The organism is Streptomyces sp. NPDC101152 (assembly GCF_044768275.1).
Lineage (GTDB): Bacteria > Actinomycetota > Actinomycetes > Streptomycetales > Streptomycetaceae > Streptomyces.
In genome coordinates this window covers 99,357-114,762 of record NZ_JBIWPO010000008.1, presented here as the reverse complement: position 1 = coordinate 114,762, position 15,406 = coordinate 99,357, and the positions used below count along the sequence as shown (strand labels likewise).

Sequence of the window (15,406 nt, the reverse complement as noted above, 5' to 3'; positions counted from 1 at the left end):
GATGCGGCAGCCGTCGGGCCCGCTTCCGCGTGCTGAAGGGGTGCGCCGACGGAAGCCGCCCGAGGCGAGGCGGAGTTGGTCATCGGCTGTGCTGGGGAAGCGGCAGTTGGGGCCCCGGTCGGGGCGGGCGTGGGGACCTCCTCCGGGGCGGAGGCGCGTCGCTGTGCCGCGCGCTGTACTGCCGGCGGCGTGTCGCCGACCTGGGGAAGCGTCGGGGCGCTGTTCGGGGACGGCACCGTTGGCTTTACTGCAGGCACGGGCTCGCTCGGCGTCGGCGTGGTGGCGCGGGCGCCCGTGCTGGAGGGAGCCGTTGGCATGCCGGATGCCGCTCGCTGTACGGCGATCGGGGGCACGACCGGAGGTGTGTCGGTAGGAGCAACCGGAGAGGAGTCGGCGTCCTGGCGTGTGTTGGGAGCCGTCGGTCGGGCGGCCGAGGGTGCCGTTGTCTCCTGGGCCGGCGTCCGGTGGAGGGCGGACGGCGCCGGAGATGCCGTACCCCTGCCCCCGTCGCTCGGCGAGGACGACCGCGGACGGCCGGATTCGGTGGCCGTACGGCGCTGGACGGCAGGTGCTGCCGGGCTACTGCCGGACGCCCGCTGAGCCACGGACGGCACGGAGGAGGCAACGGAACCCCGCATGACATCACCCGGCTCGGCACTCGCCCCGCCATCAGAGCCGCCCGAAGACACCGAAACGCCCCGCCCGATGGACGACCTCTGTACCGAAAGGTCACCGCTCGTCGTCCCCGCGCCGCCTCCGTCGGAGGCCGTCTCGACCGAAGCCGAGGGCTCCATCGGGCGAACACCCGCCCGGTCGGGCTCGGTTGTCGTCGGCACCGACGGGCTCGCATCGCTCGGGGTCGTGGAAGTCCGCCGCGGTGCCACGGGCAGCGTCCGGCGCTGCACGGCCGCGTTCGGAAGCTGCGCCCTCGTGAGGGACGGCGGCCGCGATGACGCAGACCCGGTCCCCACGGGGGTCACCCGAGGCCCCGCGGCAGGACTCGGCGACCCCACAGGAGCATCCGCCGCTGTCCGCACCGGCACGGAAGGCGTCGCCGTCGCAGGAGCGAGCGGCACCGGCCCCGCCGAAGCGACGGCCCGCTGCACAGGCCCCGGCGAAGCGGCCGCGCCGCCGGTGACAGGCGCCGACGCCCCGTCCCCCACCGGGACCGGTACGCCACCCACCACCGGAATCGATCCCGAGGCCGAACCCCGCCTCCTGGTACCGGACTCCCGCGTCGGAAGCGCCCCCGAGGCCGAACCCGACCCCCCGCCACTGATCTCCCGCGCCGGAAGCACCCGCAGCGGTATCGCCGGTGCGTGCTGCACCCCCGAGACCGGGTCGGCCAGGGGCAGGACGCCGGCGTGGCGTTCGAGGCCCGTCACGGGGCGGCCCACGGCCGTACGCGGTGCGTCGCCGCCGAGCATCGCGCTCGTCCGGCCGTCCAGCACCGTGGGGGAGGCCGTGCTCGTGAACGACGGGTTCTGCCAGGTCGGCAGCCGCCCGCCGAACCGGGCGTCCGCGACCTCGGCCCGCCCGGAGACCACGGCCCGCTGGATCGGGGGCAGCCCTGGCCAGGACGCGGGCACGACCGGCCGCGCCTGTGTACCCGTGGTGGGCAAAACCCCCGCGACCTCCGCACCAACCCCGCCGTCAGGCGCGCCCGCGCCCTCGGCCCGCTTCCTCATCCGGTCCAGGAAACCCACCGCTCAGCCCTCCGCCCCGGCCCGTGTCACCAGGGACGCGATCTCGTCCGTGAAGCGGCGGCGGTCGTGGTGCTCCAGGTCCAGGATCTCGTCCATGCTCCAGTGGAAGTGGTAGGCGACGTACGCGATCTCCTCGTGCAGCCGGTCGGTCGCGTACGTCACGATTCCCCCAGGCGGCTCCCGCCGAGTTCCACCTCGAAGGGTTCCGAGCAGTGCGGACACCGGACGCCCGCCCGCGTGTGCCCCTCCGCGTTGATCTGGCGGTAGAAGTCCTGCAGGAACGCCAGGTCGGAGGCGAACATGTTCTCCACGATCCCGTCGTGGACGAGGGGGAGCGTGCCGAGCCGGGTGATCACCCGGCCCAGCAGCACCACCGACAGGTACGCCGGGTTCTCCTGGACGCGTACGTCCCGCAGCGGCACCAGTTCGTCCCGGGCCGTCGACAGGCGCATCACGCCGTCCCGGTGGACGGTGCCCGACTCGTCGACGTAGCCGCGCGGGAGCTGGAAGGGGAACTCCGTGCGCAGGGGCTGCTGTTGCTGCACGGGGGCAGGGGCCGCCGGGGCCGGTGTCGCCTCCGGGCCTGGCAGCTCCGCCTCCGCCTGAGCCGCGTCCGCGCCGGAGTACGTGACGGCGGCGCCGGCCCTGACAGCCGAACGCCGCATTACTCGATGACCAGTTCTTCGAACGCGATGGTCACGGTCTCGGTGAGCGCGGACGCCTCGCCCGCCTTCACCGTGCTCGCGTCGATCTTGTTGCACCAGGCGTTGCGCAGGTGGTAGCGCTTCACCGGGTTGTTCTGGAAGTCCATCATGATGATCGACGCGTTCTTGCGGGCCGTCGTCATCTGGCCGCTGATCGACTCGTTGATCCACTGTGTGAACGAGGCCGACTGGGTCATACCGCGGACGACCGTGCAGGTCCCGTTCTTCTTCACACCCGGCAGGTTCTTGACCACGTTCTGGCCGTTCGGGGTGTTCTGCTGGTAGGTGATGACGTCCTGCTCGATGCTCAGACCGCTGACCTCGGCGAGGTACTCGACCATCACGCCGTCGATCTGCAGGCCGAAATTGTGTGAGGTGAGGGCGTCACCCGGCTGGAGACTCATGGTGTCTTCGCTGTCCTTCTAGAAGGTCTCGAAAGGGGCGCAGGGGGGTACGTGCGGAGGAAGGCGTCCGGGCCTACTCCTCCAACTCCCCGCTGCCGCTGGAGAACTGGGCCAGCCGGAAGATCACGAACTCGGCCGGCTTGACCGGTGCGATGCCGATCTCGCAGACGACCCGGCCGACGTCGACCGACTCCGGAGGGTTGGTCTCCTCGTCGCACTTGACGTAGTACGCCTCCTCGGGCCGCTGGCCGAACAGGGCGCCGCTGCGCCACTCGTTGACCAGGAACGCCGAGATGTTGCGCCGGATCCGGGCCCACAGGGCGTGGTCGTTCGGTTCGAACACCACCCACTGGGTGCCGATCAGGATCGACTCCTCCAGGTAGTTGAAGTAGCGGCGGATGTTCAGGTAGCGCCAGGCCGGGTCGGAGGACAGGGTGCGGGCTCCCCAGACGCGGATGCCGCGGCCGGGGAAGGCGCGGATGCAGTTGACACCGATCGGGTTGAGCAGGTCCTGCTCACCGCGGGTGATCTGGATCTCCAGGTCCACAGCGCCGCGGACGACCTCGTTGGCGGGCGCCTTGTGCACCCCGCGCTCGGAGTCGTTGCGGGCCCAGATACCGGCCACGTGACCGCTCGGCGGGATCAGCCGGGAGGTGCCGCTGGACGGGTCGAAGGTCTTGATCCAGGGGTAGTACAGGGCCGCGTACTTGGAGTCGTAGCCGGCCGTCTCCTGCCGCCAGACCCGGATCTGACGGGCGTTCAGGCCCGGCGGCGGGTCGATCACGGCGACGCGGTCGCCCATCAGCTCGCAGTGCGCGATCAGACCCAGCTGGACCGCCTTGACGGCCTCCAGGTCGATCGCCCCGCGCTGGTAGGCGGCCATCAGGTCGGGCACGGCGACCATGGAGACCTCGTCCACGGCCTCCAGACCGCCGAAGCCGGTACGGTCGGCGGAGTCGCCGAGGTACTGGGCGGGCCCGGGGTGCGAGCCGTTCTCGACGGCCCTGTCCGGAACGGCCGGGGCGGGCGCCGGGGCCGCGAGGGCCACCGTCTGGTTGTCCGGGCGCACCAGCTGTGCGGCGGGAGCGGCCTCGGTCACGGTGATGAGCTTCGAGCGCTCCTTCACCTGTGTGACGACGTAGTTGCGGCCGCCCTTCTTGGCGGTCACGTCGAAGCTCTCGACGGCCTTGTCGCCGTCCTTGACGATCAGCTTGAACCGCTCGGCCGGACCCTCGCCCTCGGGGTCGGCGACCTCGACGCTCAGCGAGCCGTTGCTGCCGGAGGCGATCGCGGTCACGCTGAACGTGCCGAGCTGCTTGGGCTCACCGGCCGGCAGTTCGGCGCGGGCGGCGGAGCCGGTCACGGCGGCGGGGGCGCCGGCGTTCGCGGCGGCGTCCTCGGCGGAGCCGCCGACCCGGACGACGTACGCGGCCGAACCGCCGTTCTGGAAGAAGCCGTAGACGGAGTGCGCGAGGTAGTACCCGTCGGTGAACTCACCGAAGCTCGCGACGTACTGGCTCCAGTTGGTCACCAGCGTCGGCTCGTTGAGCGGGCCGGTCGGGGCGAGCCCCACGAAGGCCGCGACCGACGTGCCCACCCCTTCGATGGGGCGCGAGCCGCTGGCCACCTCCTCGACGTAGACGCCGGGCGACAGGTAGGACGGCATGCTCTGCTCTCCTCGGGGTACGAGACACGAACACGTCCCAGCCTCACGCGCGCGGGACGACCCGGAAACGGCCTCCGGTGCCTGCCCGGGGGCAACTCGTTTGCCCTCAAGGGCAGTCGAGCGTCCCCGTGTGCCCGCCTGTCCGTCCGTCCTGCCCGTACGGCTGCCCTCGCGTCTCTCCCCGGCCCCCGGCCCCTCGGGTAACGCTGGGACGTCAGTGCCCGAAGCGAGGGAGCAGCATGCGCGAACAGGCAGCGCGGGAGAGGCCGACCGACCGGAAGGACGCGACCCGCAGACCGGCCGGCCCCGCCACACCCGCCGAGCGCCTGCTCGCCCTCCAGCGCCGGGCGGGCAACGCGGCCGTCTCCCGCGCGGTCGACGAGGAACGGCACGAGCACGACGCCGGCTGCGGCCACGGCGGCCCGTCCGTGCAGCGCTCCGCCGTCCATCAGGTGCTGCGCTCCCCGGGCCGGCCCCTGGACACCGGCCTGCGCACGGAGATGGAGGCGCGCTACGGCGGCGCCGACTTCAGCGCGGTGCGCGTGCACACCGACTCGGCGGCCCAGCGTTCCGCCGCCGAGATCGGCGCGCGGGCCTACACGTCCGGCACCCACGTGGTGTGGGACGGCCGTGACAAGCCCACGCTGGCCCACGAGTTGACGCATGTCATCCAGCAGAGCCGGGGGTCCGTCCCCGGCACGGACAACGGCTCCGGCATGCGCGTCTCCGATCCCTCCGACTGGGCGGAGCGGGAGGCCGAGGCGAACGCCCGCCGGGTGATGTCCGGCCCCGTGCCCGTCCAGCGGGCCCCGCAGGGCGCGCAGTCCGCCGCCCCGGCACCGGCGACGGGCGTGATCCAGCGGGCGTACACCGGCCGGCACTACGTGACGTACGGTCCGCTGCACGCCGGGTCGGGCACCGTCATGAAGGCGGAGCTGCACCCCGGGCAGCTGGGCAAGGGCAGCGGCCCGTCGGTGAAGCCGCCGTGGTGGCCGACCGGCAACACCCCGACCGCGCAGTGGTTCACCGCCCAGATGGTCCAGGGCCATCTCCTGAACGACAACATCGGCGGCCCCGGCAACACCATGACCAACCTGACCCCCCTGACCAGGACGGGCAACTCACGTCACCTGCACTCGGCCGAGTACAACGTCAAGGACGAGCTCAAAAAGGGCAACATTGTCGAGTACGAGGTCAGGGCTGACTACAGCAGCCCGGTGTCGGGCGCCGCGCTCGGCGCGCCGGCGAACGTCGCGGCGGACATCGACGCCAGCTACGCCAACAAGATCCCCGTCCTGCTGATCTGCACCACCACGGTGTACGACCCGCAGGGCAAGGAGCTGTACGGCGAGTCCTGGATCGTCCACAACGAGAAGGTCTGATCAGCCAGATGACCCTTTGGACCTCCCTGGAGCCCGCGTCGGTGACGGTGGATCCGGGTGGAGTTGCGTCGGTGCGGTTGCGGTTGCGCAACACGGGTGACGTGGTGGATGAGTATCGTTTCGAGCCGGTGGGGTCTCTCGCGCCGTGGGCGACGGTGCAGCCGCCGACCTTGCGGTTGTATCCGGGGACGACGGGGACGGTGGATTTGACGTTTGCTCCGCCGCGTACGCCGGATGCGGTGGCGGGGCCGAATCCGTATGCGGTGCGGATCACGCCGACGGAGCATCCGGAGGCGACGACGGTTCCCGAGGGGAACGTGACGATCACGCCGTTCACGGAAGTGCGGGCGGAGCTGGTGCCGCCGACGGTGAAGGGGCGGTTTCGGGGGCGGCCGAGGCTGGCGATCGACAATCTGGGCAATACGAAGCTGACGGCGTCGGTGGGGGGCAGTGACAACGGGGACCAGCTCTCCTACGACATTCATCCGTCCAATGTGCAGATCGAGCCGGGTCGGGCGGCGTTCGTGCGCACGACGCTCAAGCCGCGGCGGATCATCTGGTTCGGCAGCAAGGAGCAGCACCCGTACACGCTGAACGTCATGCGTTCGGGCACCAACCCGCTTCCCGTGGAGGGCACTTACCTGCAGCGGGGTTTCCTGCCGCGCTGGCTGGCGACCTTCTTCGGGCTGTTCCTGGCCCTGGCGATCACCTTCGTGATGCTGTGGATCGCCTACAAACCCGCCGTCAACTCCTCAGCCACCGAGAAGACCGCCGAAGCCGGCGCCACCCTCGCCCCCAGCCCGTCCGCGACCGCGGCGCCCGTGGTGCCGGCGCCCCCTCCCGCGAGCAGCGCACCGCCGGCCGCCAACACCGGCGCCACCGCCGGGGCGGGCGGATCCGGCGGAGGCGGCGGAGCCCCGAAGACGTCCAAGCCGAAGCCGGACACGGCGGCGACCGCCGTCAACCGGCTCGCGAAGAACGACCCCGGCGGGCGGCACGTCTGCTACCGCGCCTACGTCCAGGGCGACGGCTGGCAGAAGCCGGTGTGCGACGGCACCGTCGCCGGCACGGTCGACAAGGGCCAGGCGATCACGGCCCTCAACGTCGCGGTGTACGGCGTCCAGGGTTCCGCGGGCACCGCCATGGTCTACAACCCCCAGTCGACCAACGGCCAGGGCAACTGGCTGCCCAGCTGGACGGCCGTCATCGCCGACGGCAAGGACAACTACATCGGCGGCACGAAGGACAGCTCCCCGTACCTGGTGACCTTCGTCTGGAACGTCGGCACCGGTCAGCTCTGCAACGTGGTCAAGATCAGCGGCCAGCCCTGGGACAGCCAGGTCTGCAACAACGCGCGGGGAGACCTCAACACGGCCGGCCACTTCGACAACTCGCGTTTCGTCGAAGCGATCAAGCTGACGGTGTGAGCGGATGACTCTCTGGACCTCTCTCGAGCCCGCGTCGGTGACGGTGGATCCGGGTGGAGTTGCGTCGGTGCGGTTGCGGTTGCGCAACACGGGTGACGTGGTGGATGAGTATCGTTTCGAGCCGGTGGGGTCTCTCGCGCCGTGGGCGACGGTGCAGCCGCCGACCTTGCGGTTGTATCCGGGGACGACGGGGACGGTGGATTTGACGTTTGCTCCGCCGCGTACGCCGGATGCGGTGGCGGGGCCGAATCCGTATGCGGTGCGGATCACGCCGACGGAGCATCCGGAGGCGACGACGGTTCCCGAGGGGAACGTGACGATCACGCCGTTCACGGAAGTGCGGGCGGAGCTGGTGCCGCCGACGGTGAAGGGGCGGTTTCGGGGGCGGCCGAGGCTGGCGATCGACAATCTGGGCAATACGAAGCTGACGGCGTCGGTGGGGGGCAGTGACAACGGGGACCAGCTCTCCTACGACATTCATCCGTCCAATGTGCAGATCGAGCCGGGTCGGGCGGCGTTCGTGCGCACGACGCTCAAGCCGCGGCGGATCATCTGGTTCGGCAGCAAGGAGCAGCACCCGTACACGCTGAACGTCATGCGTTCGGGCACCAACCCGCTTCCCGTGGAGGGCACTTACCTGCAGCGGGGTTTCCTGCCGCGCTGGCTGGCGACCTTCTTCGGGCTGTTCCTGGCCCTGGCGATCACCTTCGTGATGCTGTGGATCGCCTACAAACCCGCCGTCAACTCCTCAGCCACCGAGAAGACCGCCGAAGCCGGCGCCACCCTCGCCCCGACGCCCACGCTCACACCGGCTCTCACTCCCGCGGCTCCGCCGGTGACCACGCCCGTGCAGGGCGGCCCGTCCGAGGGGACCGGTGGCTCGGAGACGTCGAAGGGGTCCGGTGGGGCCTCCACCGGCGGTGGCAAGCAGTCCGGGGGCGGGTCCCCGAAGGCCCCGCCCCAGCAGTCCAGCGCCCCGGTCCCGGGTCAGCTGATCATCGGCAACGCCTCGAACCGTTGCATCGACGTCACCGACGCGCAGAACGGCGTCGGCAAGGACGGCACCCAGCTGCAACTGTGGGACTGCGCCGGGAGCGCCAACCAGAAGTGGGACTTCCGCGGTGACGGCACCGTGCGCTCGGTCGGGATGTGCATGGACGTGGCGTGGGGCTCCAAGGACGACGGGGCGCACATCCAGCTCGCACGGTGCAGCGGCAACCCGGCCCAGCAGTTCGTGCTGAGCCAGCAGGGCGACCTCGTCAACCCGCAGGCCAACAAGTGCGTGGACGCCAAGGACAACGGCACCGGCAACGGCACCAAGCTGCAGCTGTGGTCCTGCGCGGGCACCCCCAACCAGAAGTGGCACGTGACGAACTGACCGGCGAGGGCAGCCCCTACCAGGCGCCCTCGCCCGGCACCAGCCGGCCGGCCTTGCGGTACTCGCGCCGGGCGCCCTCCAGCAGGTCGGCCGCGCCGACCAGGTCGCCGCGCCCGGCGGCGAGGTACGCGGCCGTCACCACGGCGCTGCGGATGGAACCGCCCGCCAGCTCGAAGTCGCCTGCCACCGGCCCGACTTCGATGTCGTCGGCGCACGGCACGTGGGACAGACTGTGCCGCCACAGGGCCAGCCGCTGCTCGGCGTCCGGGAACGGGAAGTCGACCACCAGGTCCAGGCGGCGGGTGAACGCCTCGTCGATGTTGGCCCGCAGGTTGGTGGTGAGCAGGGCGATCCCGTCGAAGGACTCCAGCCGCTGGAGCAGGTAGGCGCTCTCCATGTTGGCGTACCGGTCGTGCGAGTCCTTGACCTCGGAGCGCCTGCCGAAGACGGCGTCGGCCTCGTCGAAGAGCAGCACGGCGTCCGTGCGGTCGGCCTCGGTGAAGATGCGTTCGAGGTTCTTCTCGGTCTCGCCGACGTACTTGTCGACGACGGACGAGAGCTGCACGACGTACAGGTCGAGGCCGAGTTCGGCGGCGACGACCTCCGCGCTGAGCGTCTTCCCGGTGCCGGACTCGCCCGCGAACAGCCCGAGGACGCCGCGGCCCCGGCCGCCGCCCGCACTCAGCCGCCAGTCGCCGAGGACGCGGTCGCGGTGGCGGGCGCGCAGGGCGAGTTCGCGCAACTGGGTCAGCGGGCGCTCGGGCAGGACGAGGTCGGTCCAGTCGACGGCGGGGCGGATCCGGCGGGCGTGCTGCTCGAGGCCGGAGGCGGACTGCTGGCGGGCGGCCAGGCGCAGATGCGCGGGGGCCAGCGGGGTGCCGTCGAAGCGGGCCAGCCCGAGCGCCGCGTGCGCCGCGCGGGCGATGCGGTCGCCGGGGAGATGGTACGGGGCGACGGTGGCCGCGAGATCGAAGTCCGGGGCGCCTGCCGTGCCGAGCGCGGCCGTCCAGGCGGCCGGCGCGCCGGTGTGCTGCTCGGGCACGTCCAGCACGAGGGGGTCGTGGTCGCACCAGTGGGGATCGTAGGGGCGGGGGGCGCTGATCAGCACCGGCACGTCGGCTGCGGCCGCCAACGCCCTTATCAGTGCGGCCGGTTGGTCGGGAAGCCCGGTGACCACCACCGCCTGTCCGCCGAGCCTGGCCTCCCGCAGCAGGTCGGGGACCCGGTCCTCGGGACCGGAGAAACGCAGCGCGGGCACACCGGCGGTCCGCAGGGCGGCGGCCGCGCAGGCGAGCCCGTCGCCCTCACGGCGCTCACGAAGGTAGACGGTGAGCGGGGAACCGTCGGCGAGGCGTGCGGCGAGACGCTGGACGAAACGGGCCGAGTCGCCGTCGGTGACGTCCTCGGACGGCGGGACCGCGGGCCCCGGTCGCTCGGGAAGGGCGTGCAGGAACGGCGCGAGCCCCGCGTCGGGGGTGTCGTCGCCCAGGAGGTGGGCCGCGAGGCGGTCCGGGACGCGCAACGAGCGGCTGAGGAAGGGGCGCTCGGGTTCCTCGACCGTGAGCAGGCCGAGCGCGGCGAGGGGTGCGGCCGGGTGGAAGCGTCCCCGTCCCTCCGGTGAGTGGGCGGGTACGCCGACCAGGTCCAGGGCCAGCGCGACGGTGGCGCGGCGCCTGCTGACGTCGTCGTTGAGGTAGCCGTACAGCGGCTCGAAGGCGCGGTCCAGGTCGGGGGCGAGAGCGATGAGCAGCAGCGCCGCGTCGAGTTCGGTCAGCCCGAGCCGCGCGGACAGTTCGGCCAGCCGGTCGTACGGCTGCTCGTCGGGACCGGGGAGGGGGAGCCGCACGGGCTCGACGGGCCGCAGCAGATGCCGTACCGCCTCCTCGGACAGATACAGCCCCCGTAGCGGATCGGTGGCCGTCGGGTCATCGAGGGACCGCTGCTCCACGAGCAGGGCGACCCGCTCGCGCAGCCCCCGCAGGCGGGCCACGAGCGCGGCGACGGGGTCGGTCCCGCTCGGGTCGTGGGACGGGTGGAGCGGGGTGTGCGTGGTCACGGCGTCCGGCCCGTGCCGCGGGCCGCCGCTCGCGCCTCCCGGGCCGCGGCCACCTGGGCCGGGCGGTGGGCGCGTTCGTCGGTGACCGGGGGGTCGGCCAGGGTGCGGACGCGGACCGCGGCGCCCTCGGTGACGGGCGGGCCGGCGTCGTACTCCGGGTAGGCCGGGAAGGGGGCGGTGACCACGAGGTCGAGGGACGGCTTGAGTTCGCCGCCGAGCGCGGACCAGATCTCCGCCAGCGAACGCGACTCGGTCTGGATGCCGGCCACCGACACCGGGATCGTCAGACCCAACTCGCCCAATGCGCCCGGGAGTTCCTGCGGTCCGATCAACTCGCGCGGGATCAGCGTGGCCAACACCGCGGACAGCAGCCGGTGTTCGTCCTGCGGCTGCTTCGTCCAGGCGGTGACCAGGTACGACAGCCGGAACCAGCGCGGCGGCTGGCGGCGCTTGATGACCACGTCCCGGTCGTCGTGCACCGGGACATGTCCCCGCTGGCGGCGGGCCACGTCCTCCCGGATGTCGTACAAGTACGCGTTGATCGTGGGCGAGTTGCGCCGGGCCGCCCAGTCGCGGGTCGGGGCGTCGAAGGCGACGTCGATCCCGGAGCCGGTCAACGCGCCGCCGCCCAGGAGGCCCTTGAGGACCTCGTCCACCTCGTGGATCACCGTCTTGCTCCCGCCCCGCGATGCCCCGCACCGCACGAAACCCGCCGCCGTACCCGATCCTGCCCCGCGGCCCGGCCGTCCGCGCAGGCACGCGGGGGACGGCACGCGGGCGCACTCCGCTGCCCAAGGGGGCGGAGCGGGGTGCCCGTTCGGTCAGATGTAGCCTTCCCGCAGGGCATGCGCGACCGCGTGCGCCCGGTTGCGCAGATGCAGCCGGGTGGTGAGCCCATGGATCACGTTCTTGACCGTGCGTTCGGAGTAGGACAGCTTGCCGGCGATCTCTCCGGTGTCGAGGCCCTCGGCGACCAGACGCAGCACGTCGACCTCGCGCGGGGTCAGCCCCGAGGACGGCCCGCCGGGCCGCCCGGCGGCACTGCGGTGCAGGGTCCCCACCTGGCTGATGAGCCGTCCGAGCAGGTCGGCGGGCAGGTCGCCGTCGCCGCGCGCCGCGGCGAGCACGGCCTGCACCAGCCGGGTCGAGGTGGCCTCGTGCCGCCACACGATCGCCCCGACCCCGCACTCGATCACGTCGAGCAGTTCGGTCTCCCGCAGGGTGCTGACCACGAGCACCGCACGCGCGCCCTCGCTGCGCACCACCCGGCGCAGCCGGGCCAGCGCGGTCTCGTCGAGCACGTCGTCGACCAGCAGCGCGACCGTGCCGGGGCCGGAGGCGGACTCCTCCCGCAGGTCGATCTCGGGGTACGGGCGCAGTTGTCCGACCGCCCCCTCGCGCAGGATCGGGTCGGCGGCGTGCACCGTCACGGGTATCCGCTCGGGCGCGTCGGCCGTACCGGAGCGTGCGGTCCGCGGTGAGCTGAGCAAGCGTCTCCCCCATGTTCACGTGCACGCCACCTCTGTGGGGTCGGTGACAGGCGTGCGCTTCCCACACTCGTGTGACGGGTGGGACGAACACAATCGTGGAGCACCACGAGCAGCACCACGAGATCGCCCGCACGACTACCACGACGGCCGCCGGCCGTCCGGTTCCGCGGGGGCGGGTTCCGGCCGCCGTGGGACTTGTCACGTCACCGCCGCGGTACGAGGGCCGTCCTCGACTGCGGGACACGTCGGGTCCGACCAAGGAGGCAGGGATGGCCGTGGCGCACAGTGAGCAGCCGGGCGAACACCGGGCGGCCGCCGCGCTGTTGGCGGACGCCGCCGCGCGCGCCCGCACCGGCGCGGGCGGTCTGGTGCTGCTGCGTGGCGCCACCGGGACCGGGCGGACCACCGTGCTGGAGGCGGCCGCCGAGTCCGCCGCCGGGCACGGCATGCGGGTGCTGCGCGCCCGCTGTGCCCCCGCCGACGCGGCGGTGCCCTTCGCCGCAGCGCTCCAACTCCTGGGACCGCTGACGGAGTTCGACGCGACCGGCAGCGAGCGCGAGCTGGGTGCCGTACTGCGCCGGACGCTGGACGCGTACGCCGACCAGTCGCCGCTGCTGGTCGCCGTGGACGACGTCCACCTCGCCGACCCGCCCTCGTACCGCTGGCTGGTGGAGACCGCCCGGCACCTGGACCGATTACCGCTGCCGATCCTGCTGGCGGTCACCGAACGCAGCCAGTACGACGTCGACCCGCCCGCGCCCGGATTCACCCACACCCTCTCGCCCGCCCTGGTCCGCACCCACACCCTCGCCCCGCTCACTCCCGACTCGGCGGCCGGCCTGGTGCGGGCGCGGTTCCCGGACGCCGACGCCTCCTGGACCGGCGACTGCGTCCGGGCCGGGGCCGGCAGCCCCCTGCTGCTGCGGGCCCTGCTCGACGACCTCGCCGCGTCCGGCAGGCCCGAAGCCGTCCCGGCGACCTGCGCGGCGCTGTACCCGGGGGAGTACCAGGCGTCCGTCTCCTGGTGGCTGGACAGCGCAGGGCCGGGCACGGCGGAGGTGGCGCGTGCCCTCGCCGTACTCGACGAGGGATGGGACCAGAAGGGAGCCGGAACCGGCCGTCTGCCCCCGGGCCCCGACGCGGCCCGGGGCCTGACGGGCCCCCCGCTCGACCGCGTCCCTGACCGGCTCGGCGCGCTCCTCGCCGAGCTGGCCGGTGCCGATCCGGCGCGGGTCGCGGGCTGGCTCACCGCGATGACGGGGCTGGGCCTGCTGCGCCCGGACGAGCTCGACCGCCCCCGTTACGCCCACCCGCTGCTGCGGGACGCGGTGCTCACCGGTGTGCCCGTGGCCCGGCGGCGGGCCGCGCACCGCACGGCCGCCGAGACGATGCTGCACCGCGGCGCCCCCACCGAGCCCGTGGCCCGGCAACTGCTCCTGTCAGAGCCGGTGCACGCCCCCTGGGCCTCGTCGGTGCTCCAGGACGCCGCCTCGCTCGCCCTGCGTGACGACCGCGCCGAGGACGCCGTGGCGTTCCTGCGCCGCGCCCTGGACGAGCCGCTGCCCGACACCCGCAGGCAACGGCTGCTGACCGAACTCGGCTCGCTGGAGGTCGCGGGCCGCACGTCCTCGGCCGGCATCCCCCGCCTCACCGAGGCGCTGCGGCTGCCGGGGACCCCGCAGGACCGGGTGCGCGCGGCCATCGCCCTCGGCACCGCGCTGGCCGGGCGCGGCAAGCCGAGGGCGGCCGTGGACATGCTGCGCTCGGTCGGTGAACAGCTCGCCGACGAGCCCGATCCGGCCCCGCGCACGGCGACGCCCGGCCGGACCCAGCCCCGCACCGAGCAGACGCTGCCCGCCGCGACCCTGGCCGCCACCCTGCAGAGCGCGGCCGCCCTGCTGTCCGACCAGGACCAGACGGTCCGCCGCGAGGTGTACCGGGAGCTGTGCGACACCGCCGAGCACACCCCGGAGCTGCTCGGCCCCGCCACCCGGGCACTGCTCGTGCGGTACGCGGCCACCGCCGGGCTCACCTCGGCGGCCGAGGCGATGCGCCGGGTGCGCGCGCTGCTCGCCGAGCCGTCCGACCCGCTGACCGAGCCCTTCCTGCTGGGTACGGCCGCCGCGGTCGCCCAGTGGGCCGACGAACTCGACGAGGCGGACCGCTTGGTCGAGCGGGGACTCGCCGGTCAGCGGCCCGGACTGCTGCACCCGATGCACCAGGCGCTGCTCAACACCCGCGACGACATCGCCGCAGCCCGCGGCCAGTTCGGACGGCTCCCGGACGAGCCGCCGCTGCTGCCCGACACCGGTCCGTCCAACGCGCACGCCCACATCCTGCTGGCCCTCGTGGACACCGGCCGCACCATCGAGGCGCGGCGCCTTGCGGACGGCTTCGACCTGCGCGAGGCGCCGGACAGCTGGGAACTGAACCGCTTCCTGTACGCGCGCGGTGTGCAGCGCGCCGCCGCCGGCGACCCGGCTGGCGCCCTGCACGACTTCCTGGAGTGCGGCCGCCGTCAGTCGGCGCGCGAGGTGGTCAGCCCGGTCGTCACCCCGTGGCGCTCGGCCGCCGCCGAGTGCTGGTCCGCCCTCGGCGACCCCCGCGAGGCCCTCGCTCTGGCCGAGGAGGAGCTGCGGCTGGCCCGGGAGTGGGGCACGCACCGCACGGTGGGCCGCGCCCTGCGTACCCTCGCCACGGTCACCGGCGGCCGCCGGGGCCTGGAGCTGGCCGAGGAGGCGGTACGCCTGCTGCGGGACGCCCCCGCCGCGACGGAACCGGAGCTGACGGCCGCGCTGCTCGCGCAGGGCCGGCTGCTGACCGCGGCCGGGGAGCGCGGGCGGGCCCGGGAGTGTCTGCGCGAGGCCGCCGAACGGGCGGAACGGCTGGGCGCTCTACGGCTCCGCTCGCTCGCCGAGGAGGCCCTGCGCGAGGGCGGCGCCCGCCGGCCGGCCCTCGCCCGCACCGGCTCCGGCTCCCTCACCGACAGCGAGCTGCGCATCGCCCGGCTCGCCGCCGACGGCCGCACGAACACGGAGATCGCCGGACTGCTCCACCTCGCCCGCCGCACCGTGGAGACCCATCTCACCAGCGCCTACAAGAAGTTGGGCATCCGCCGGCGGGGCGAACTGAAGGCGGCGCTGGACGCGGACTGAGGGCTTTACGGCCGGGCCGCAGCGGACTTCGCCAGGAC

Annotated in this window: 11 protein-coding genes; 4 read left to right on the top strand and 7 right to left on the bottom strand. The window is 73.2% G+C overall.

Annotated features, from left to right (window positions below):
* Positions 1-1,709: 1,709 nt before the first annotated feature.
* The 4 genes from ACIRVK_RS13275 to ACIRVK_RS13260 all read right to left on the bottom strand — a co-directional run bounded on the left by ACIRVK_RS13275 (position 1,710) and on the right by ACIRVK_RS13260 (position 4,480).
* Complete coding sequence (locus tag ACIRVK_RS13275; protein WP_165955043.1) at positions 1,710-1,868, bottom strand: DUF6760 family protein; 159 nt, start codon at positions 1,866-1,868, stop codon at positions 1,710-1,712.
* Positions 1,865-2,371 carry a hypothetical protein gene (locus ACIRVK_RS13270; RefSeq protein ID WP_404246299.1) on the bottom strand — a complete coding sequence of 169 codons (507 nt, stop codon included), beginning with the start codon at positions 2,369-2,371 and terminating at the stop codon, positions 1,865-1,867. Before ACIRVK_RS13270 ends, ACIRVK_RS13275 begins: the two co-directional genes overlap by 4 nt.
* Complete coding sequence (locus ACIRVK_RS13265) at positions 2,371-2,814, bottom strand: phage tail protein (RefSeq protein ID WP_132856017.1); 444 nt, start codon at positions 2,812-2,814, stop codon at positions 2,371-2,373. The genes ACIRVK_RS13270 and ACIRVK_RS13265 overlap by 1 nt, the downstream gene beginning before the upstream one ends.
* Positions 2,815-2,887: 73 nt before the next feature.
* Positions 2,888-4,480 carry a phage tail sheath subtilisin-like domain-containing protein gene (locus ACIRVK_RS13260; RefSeq protein WP_404246297.1) on the bottom strand — a complete coding sequence of 531 codons (1,593 nt, stop codon included), beginning with the start codon at positions 4,478-4,480 and terminating at the stop codon, positions 2,888-2,890.
* Positions 4,481-4,719: 239 nt separating this feature from the next.
* Between ACIRVK_RS13260 and ACIRVK_RS13255 the strand changes: the two genes are divergently transcribed.
* Genes ACIRVK_RS13255 through ACIRVK_RS13245 form a run of 3 tightly spaced genes read left to right on the top strand, consistent with a single transcriptional unit; the run spans position 4,720 to position 8,667 of the window.
* On the top strand, positions 4,720-5,862 hold the full coding sequence (locus ACIRVK_RS13255) for a DUF4157 domain-containing protein (RefSeq protein ID WP_404246295.1): 1,143 nt from the start codon (positions 4,720-4,722) through the stop codon (positions 5,860-5,862).
* Between the two features lie 8 nt (positions 5,863-5,870).
* Positions 5,871-7,289 (top strand): hydrolase, encoded by a 1,419-nt coding sequence (locus ACIRVK_RS13250; RefSeq protein ID WP_404246293.1) that lies wholly within the window; start codon positions 5,871-5,873, stop codon positions 7,287-7,289.
* Positions 7,290-7,293: 4 nt separating this feature from the next.
* Positions 7,294-8,667: a ricin-type beta-trefoil lectin domain protein gene (locus ACIRVK_RS13245; protein WP_404246291.1), complete on the top strand. Its 1,374-nt coding sequence runs from the start codon at positions 7,294-7,296 to the stop codon at positions 8,665-8,667.
* A 16-nt stretch (positions 8,668-8,683) separates the two neighbouring features.
* Here ACIRVK_RS13245 and ACIRVK_RS13240 read toward each other — a convergent pair whose 3' ends face one another.
* The 3 genes from ACIRVK_RS13240 to ACIRVK_RS13230 all read right to left on the bottom strand — a co-directional run bounded on the left by ACIRVK_RS13240 (position 8,684) and on the right by ACIRVK_RS13230 (position 12,213).
* Complete coding sequence (locus tag ACIRVK_RS13240; protein ID WP_404246290.1) at positions 8,684-10,723, bottom strand: AAA family ATPase; 2,040 nt, start codon at positions 10,721-10,723, stop codon at positions 8,684-8,686.
* Positions 10,720-11,391, bottom strand: a complete 672-nt coding sequence (locus ACIRVK_RS13235; RefSeq protein WP_404246288.1) for a DUF4255 domain-containing protein — start codon at positions 11,389-11,391, stop codon at positions 10,720-10,722. Before ACIRVK_RS13235 ends, ACIRVK_RS13240 begins: the two co-directional genes overlap by 4 nt.
* 153 nt (positions 11,392-11,544) lie before the next feature.
* A complete protein-coding gene (locus ACIRVK_RS13230; protein WP_404246286.1) occupies positions 11,545-12,213 on the bottom strand; it encodes a LuxR C-terminal-related transcriptional regulator in 669 nt (222 codons plus the stop codon).
* Positions 12,214-12,482: 269 nt separating this feature from the next.
* On the opposite strand from ACIRVK_RS13230, the gene ACIRVK_RS13225 reads away from it, so the two are divergent.
* Positions 12,483-15,368 carry an AAA family ATPase gene (locus ACIRVK_RS13225; protein ID WP_404246284.1) on the top strand — a complete coding sequence of 962 codons (2,886 nt, stop codon included), beginning with the start codon at positions 12,483-12,485 and terminating at the stop codon, positions 15,366-15,368.
* Positions 15,369-15,406 lie beyond the last annotated feature (38 nt).